6 protein-coding genes, 2 tRNA genes and 1 pseudogene are annotated in these 6,234 nt (G+C 44.1%); 4 read left to right on the top strand and 5 right to left on the bottom strand.

From position 1 onward, the window contains the following. The first annotated feature begins 226 nt into the window (after nt 1–226). Nucleotides 227–1,801, top strand: coding sequence for a hypothetical protein (locus LBL30_01885; GenBank protein ID MDR1031854.1), 1,575 nt, complete (start codon nt 227–229; stop codon nt 1,799–1,801). Nucleotides 1,802–1,916: 115 nt separating this feature from the next. On the opposite strand, the gene LBL30_01880 is transcribed toward LBL30_01885, so the two are convergent. Then, nucleotides 1,917–2,004, bottom strand: a tRNA-Leu gene (locus LBL30_01880). A 385-nt stretch (nt 2,005–2,389) separates the two neighbouring features. Between LBL30_01880 and LBL30_01875 the strand changes: the two are divergent. Further along, a pseudogene (locus LBL30_01875) lies at nt 2,390–2,997 on the top strand (AAA family ATPase). A gap of 30 nt (nt 2,998–3,027) precedes the next feature. Next, the gene (locus LBL30_01870) at nt 3,028–3,282 is read left to right on the top strand and encodes a hypothetical protein (protein ID MDR1031853.1); all 255 of its coding nucleotides are present in this window, start codon (nt 3,028–3,030) and stop codon (nt 3,280–3,282) included. Nucleotides 3,283–3,296: 14 nt separating this feature from the next. Here the strand turns inward: LBL30_01870 and LBL30_01865 are convergent, their stop codons facing one another. Beyond that, the gene (locus LBL30_01865; GenBank protein MDR1031852.1) at nt 3,297–3,599 is read right to left on the bottom strand and encodes an HU family DNA-binding protein; all 303 of its coding nucleotides are present in this window, start codon (nt 3,597–3,599) and stop codon (nt 3,297–3,299) included. Between the two features lie 95 nt (nt 3,600–3,694). Further along, nucleotides 3,695–4,789, bottom strand: coding sequence for an ABC transporter ATP-binding protein (locus LBL30_01860; GenBank protein ID MDR1031851.1), 1,095 nt, complete (start codon nt 4,787–4,789; stop codon nt 3,695–3,697). Nucleotides 4,790–5,253: 464 nt separating this feature from the next. Between LBL30_01860 and LBL30_01855 the strand changes: the two genes are divergently transcribed. Continuing rightward, nucleotides 5,254–5,436, top strand: coding sequence for a hypothetical protein (locus tag LBL30_01855; GenBank protein MDR1031850.1), 183 nt, complete (start codon nt 5,254–5,256; stop codon nt 5,434–5,436). A gap of 14 nt (nt 5,437–5,450) precedes the next feature. Here LBL30_01855 and LBL30_01850 read toward each other — a convergent pair. Further along, nucleotides 5,451–5,526 (bottom strand) — tRNA-Asn (locus tag LBL30_01850). A gap of 57 nt (nt 5,527–5,583) precedes the next feature. Continuing rightward, complete coding sequence (locus LBL30_01845; GenBank protein MDR1031849.1) at nt 5,584–6,213, bottom strand: hypothetical protein; 630 nt, start codon at nt 6,211–6,213, stop codon at nt 5,584–5,586. Nucleotides 6,214–6,234 lie beyond the last annotated feature (21 nt).

Genomic DNA, 6,234 nt, shown 5'->3' with positions numbered 1-6,234 from the left:
TTTCATAATTTCTCCTTATTAAAAATCTGATGAACGCATATATGACATAATATTATACTTTTGTCAATATATTTTTTGCTCATTTTAAGATTGTTGCGAAATAGGCATGAAATTTGGCTCGGCGGTATTTGATGTAGAAAATATCCGATCTGCTTATTGAATAAACCTGTTGACCATTGAGTTATATTTGTATATAATTCACTGCTCTTGACTATATGGAATAACAATGTTTGCTAAAATTGCTTTAGTTGTTGGTTTTTTCAGCGCGTCTATATCTTATGCGGCTCTTCCGCCGTACATGAATATAGGGATGGCTTGCGACGAAAACTATGCTAAACCAACGGCTGAGGCCATAGCCACTGTAAAAGCGTCAAACCCTGATACGCTTTTTAACATTATGGTTTTTGGTAAGGAAATTTCACCAGACTCTGTCGGAAAATTGGAAAGCATGTCTAACCCTCAGGTAAAAGTGTTTGTATTTGATATAGATACCCTTCCCATTGATAGAGAAGAGATGGAGAGGTTTAGCGTTAAGTGGCCCAATTTAATTTTCCTCAAGCTGCAGTTTCCTGGTATTTTTGCTCATCTTAACACTCAAGCTGATTTTACCAAGCGACTGCTTGGCTGTGATAGAGTGTCATCAGTGTTATGGCTAGATTCTGACTTGTGGGTATTTGATGATTTCTGTAAAGTCCCTAAATTTAGCACAAATCACAGCATCGTATTGTCTGCCGACTTGAATCAGATGACGGACGGGCGCTTAGTGGGCCTAAGGATGGGTAAGTCGGTGCATTCCTACACATCAGCAGGGGTAATGTATTTCGATTTGCAAGCTTTTTTGGAGAGGGGATTCAGCAGCGATTTGTTCTTACAAGAAGCCCGGCTGGAATTAAGGGAATACCAAAGAAACGTTTCTCTAGATACTACCAATCTAGCAAAATGCTTTTTATCTGCAGAGGAAGATATCTCAGCCAAAATGGCTTGCTTAAAACATTTCGTTAGTGCAGTTAAAAAATGCCCTTGCGAGGGTCAACCTGATCATTTAGCAGGTAAAGTATTAACGCAAGAATCTTTTGACAATATTCTGTCAGAGACAGCATCGCATTTCCAAGCTTGCCCGCAATTTGCCCAATGCTTTGTAGATTGGAATAAAGAATTTATGGATGTAGCTATGAATGTAGCTGCGGTTCGCAACACGCCAGGGCTGTTGTTTAAAAGAAGCATATTGGTCGGTACGCGGTGGCTGTTAAAGGATCAAGATGGTGTGACAAAAGCTTCACTTTTAACAGAAGATGATCGCGAAAGAGCCATGAATCATGCCGGCCTTGACGAAGCAGCATTGGATAAATTCATCACTTTTCCGTCATTACCAGTCCGATGTAACTTTAATCCGAAGAACTTCCTGTTTAGTTTATCGCCCGCAGATGATTATCATTGGCGATTATTAGAGGTCAGGGATTTCTCTGATATGGCACAGCAAATTTTACGGTTGAGTCCTGGGTTTGCGGCTGAATTAATAGAAGAGCTTAAAAATTTAATTGTATTACATTACGATGGTGCCATAAAGCCTTGGTCTGCTGAGTTCGCTGAATTAGCGCGGACAGATCCTGATGTACGACTGTTATTTGAGTTTTATCGCGATAAAATTCAACAAAGCACTCCATTTAGAGAACCATCTTTGCCTCCTCACGAATTGATCAAAGATGAACTGGATCAATTTAAAAATCGGCTGGTTCAGATAGCAACGGAACGTTTTGCCCCTTATTTACAGCACGCGGACGAGGCGCCATCTGCCGATTGACGCTTAAGGATGAGGCAATTAATTTGCCGAATGCCTTAAAATATAGTGGCGGACAACTACGGTGAAGTTGCGCAAACGCTACTCTACAATCTGCTGCCTGCTTTCTTGGATAAAATGGTGCCCAGAAGAGGACTTGAACCCCCACCTGCTATTCACAGACTAGGACCTGAACCTAGCGCGTCTACCAGTTCCGCCATCTGGGCACAATGATGCGATGATAGCACAAAGCCCTACGGCAAAACAGCAGTTACCTTAGAAAGGTTAAAGAAGCTTGAGGGCGAGCCGGCCCAAGCAGAGTCGGAGTATTCTGATCTGGAAAAGTTGTGGCTGGAAGAAAAGAATAAAATAGCCAAAGTGCATGAGACCAAGTCTCAGCTTGATAAAGCTAGACAAAGCTTTGAACAAGCGCAACGGGCCGGGGATTGGGCCCGCGCAGGCGAGCTTATGTATTCAAGCATTCCTGCATTGGAGGCTGATCTTGCTAAAACTGAAGGGCAAGTGACCAAATCGCGCTTTGTGCAAGAGGCCATCGATTCGCAGGACGTAGCGGCAATAGTTTCACGTTGGACGGGTATTCCGGTCGACAAGATGCTTGGCTCCGAGAAGGAAAAGCTTTTAAGTCTGGAATCGGCGTTGAAAGCGCGCGTGGTTGGTCAGGATCATGCGGTACAGGCCGTATCAAATGCGATCAGGCGTTCGCGCGCAGGGCTTAAGGATGCGCACAGGCCAATGGGCAGTTGTCTTTTCCTCGGCCCCACCGGGGTCGGCAAAACCGAGCTTGCAAAAGCGTTGGCATGGTTCTTATTCGACAGTGATAATGCCATGATTCGTATCGATTGAAAAAACACTCTATAGCGCGGCTGATTGGCTCACCTCCAGGTTATGTAGGTTATGAGCAGGGAGGCGCGTTGACCGAAGCGGTTCGTCGTCGGCCGTATCAAGTGGTCCCGTTCGACGAGGTAGAAAAAGCCCATCCAGACGTCTTTAATATACTGCTTCAGGTTATGGATGACGGGCGCTTAACCGATGGGCAGGGTCGCACTGTTGATTTCAGTAACACGCTGATAGTACTAACGTCCAATTTGGGTTCTGAGCTGATGGGACAGGATGAAACCAACGCCGATATCGAAAATCAAGTGATGGAGGTTGTTAAAAGTGCCTTCAGGCCGGAATTCCTTAACAGGTTAGATGAAATTCTGATTTTCAACCGCCTGCGTCAGGAAAATATGCGTGATATTGTCGATATTCAGCTTAAACGCCTTTTAGCCAAGCTTGACGAACAAGGTATTGTGCTGGAAATAGATGACAAAGCCAAAGATTGGCTGGCCCAAAAAGGTTTTGACAGTATTTACGGAGCCCGCCCTTTACGCCGAGTTATACAGAAAGGACTTGAAAATCCAATTGCGTCAAAAATAATCTCTGGCTTTAGTAGCGATCGGATAAAAGTCACAGCAGATGATGATACTTTAAAATTGTCGTAAGAATTCCAAAATGGTTATTTAGCTTTATTAAGCCTAGCTTTAAATACCGTTGATGGGTGGAAGGAAACAACCTTTCGGCCTGATACCCTGGCGGCTTCGCCAGTTTTTGGGTTAAATCCTGCCCGTTCTTTTTTATTCAAAACACAAAATACTCCAAGTCCAGATATTTTCACCTTTTCGCCACGGCGAAGAGCGTCCGCCAATTCAACCAATATGGTCTCGATGACGTCAGAGGCGTGCATTTTTGTAACTTGAAACTCCTCCATGATTGATGAAGTCAGCTCTCTACGGGTAAGCTTTAAAGATTTGCCGGCCATAATTTTTAAATCCTAAAGAGACCATAATGCTAACACAAAAGCGCGTTTCTGACAAATTCAAAAATCATGTAAATCGATATCGATAAAACCTTTATTTAATTAAGCGCATTATTGCCCAAATGATCGAAAATATGGGCATGCGTCATATCCAAGTGCAAAAATACTGTATCGCCAATGCTCTGGCTAAAATCAGCGCGGACACGGGAATTTACTAGCTGACCGTTCGCAAGCTTAGAATACAAGTAAACTTCGTTACCGAGGTTTTCGATCCAGGAAATGGTTCCTTTTAAGCAATTTGCTTCGTGTTTAGAGACTATGGTGATGTTTTCTGGACGCACACCTATTTCAAACGATTTGCCAACATTGGATGCATTGCCAGCAAAGACTGGGCAGCTAAGCTCTTGGCAATCAAAAGTTACAAAACGCGCCTCTTTTCCAGCGCCATTGCTTTGTAAAGTTCCTTCTATAAAGTTCATCTTAGGCGCGCCGATAAAACTTGCTACAAATGTGTTTTTTGGATTGTTATAAAGCTGTAATGGCTTGCCGGACTGTTCTATGCGCCCCTTGTTCATTACCACCAGTGTATCCGCTAAAGTCATTGCCTCGGCTTGATCATGTGTTACGTACACCATCGTTACGTTAAGTTGGGACTTGAGCGCGGCAATCTCGTACCGCATCTCGGTCCGCAAAGCAGCATCCAGGTTAGACAAGGGCTCGTCGAATAAAAAGGCCTTTGGCTTACGCACAATCGCCCGCCCAATGGCGACGCGCTGACGCTGGCCGCCAGAAAGTTGCCGAGGAAACCTGTCTAGAAGTTCCTCAATTTTAAGGATCTTGGCGGCTCGCATGACATGCTCTTTTGTGTCTTTTTTAGAGATCTTATGCACACGAAGGGCGAATGCCATGTTATCAAAAACGCTCATGTGCGGATAAAGCGCATATGACTGAAATACCATCGCAATACTTCTGTAAGCTGGGGGAACGTTGTTAACCAGTTCGTTATCTATATAAATATTTCCACTGTCAACTGTCTCAAGACCGCATATAAGCCTTAACAAAGTGGATTTGCCGCACCCAGACGGGCCGACCAAGACCGTGCATTTTCCGTCCTCTATATCGAGATTTACGTCTTTTAAAATATGGCTGTCTTTAAATGACTTAGAAACACAGTCGATCTTTATCGAGGACATATTTTATATCCAGTAAAAACGCTAACCTGCTGAAGGCGAACCGCCAGCATATAAGCAACACACCAACTTAAGCATAAGCCGGCGCTGGATTGTATACTGCTGTTTTTAATATTGTAAAGGCTTAAACGAGGGTGGCGTATGCTTGGAAGAGAAACAAAAATCCAGCGCGCCCCTCGCTTTGTAAAGTATTGAAGATGCAGGCGCAATGATTAATTTTCAATTAAGAGTTGATATATTCTGTCATCATACAATTTTTAGAATAGACACAGTTCGTAAGCCGATATAAAATGACCTTAGGCGTCAAGAAATCTTGGGTAATGACTTAAGAAGTTCTGGCGATTAGTGTTGCGCAGCGAAACGGGCGTCTTTTTCGCTATCACCTAGGTCGTTGCGCAACACGACGAGGGAGACTCGTAGGTGGGATCTTACACTTTTTGCAGCGTTTATCTAGGGCTAATTAGACATTGGCCAATGTTAAGCTTTTTTGGCCTATTGGAAGGCGCGCAATAGACGAAAGAAGAAGCGCTAGCTCAGATCGTAGATATAAAGACGTACGACTTACCAATGATTACTATGGGCCAGTTCTTACGGTTGTGAAAGGAGGGCGCAACTGTCATTGCATAACAAACCCAGCTTACCAAGGCTAAGCCTTGCCATAAACTGGCTCCCCGGGACGGACTCGAACCGCCGACCCAGTGGTTAACAGCCACTTGCTCTACCGACTGAGCTACCGGGGAAAGTGATGTCATCATCTCTAGCAAAAAACGATTATGTTTTCCATCACTGAATTTAATTCACGCCAGTAAGCAAGGTTGTGGATGCGGATCGTATGTGCTGACCGTCTGATTAAGGTAGTCTAGCGCTTCCGATATTTTTGGCAGAGTAAAATGATCTTTCCTTACCGTTGGCACTTGTCCGACCAAGCGAACTCTGTTCAATGCCATGATAAAGCCCGCGCGTGGATCATCGGCATCAAATGCACTGACCATAGACGCTGTGTCCCTGATGGCGCTAGGGTAAATCCCTCCTTCTCCATCACCGCGTGCAAGCTTAGAAAGCTCGTAACATTCCATAAGCGCACTAACGGTTGAAAAACCATAGTGTTCAAGCTCAGGCATTTCGCTGCCATCAAGCAATCTAATTTGAGTTCTAACACAGGCTTCAACGTGTCTTGCCCAACGAGAAGCTAATGGACCATCTACGCTTAAAGGCAATACACCATCAATCATTCTGGCTATGGACTCATCAAAACCGAATTTTTGCGCAGGGTCTTCGCCACCTTGATTTAGCGCATAGAACTGCACAATTGGCGCAACTTCTGCATACATAGTTATTAGTAGCTCCTGCCCTAATTCCAAAGCTTCTCGCTTCGTTAGAAGATTATCTTCCATAGCCGAAAATAAAGATGCCACTTGAAAGAACATAGAAAACTGCTCATGAACGTC

This window comes from Holosporales bacterium (genome assembly GCA_031263535.1).
Lineage (GTDB): Bacteria > Pseudomonadota > Alphaproteobacteria > UBA3830 > JAIRWN01 > JAIRWN01.
Note: the sequence above shows the minus strand (reverse complement) of the source record. Positions and strands in the feature narration are given on the sequence as shown.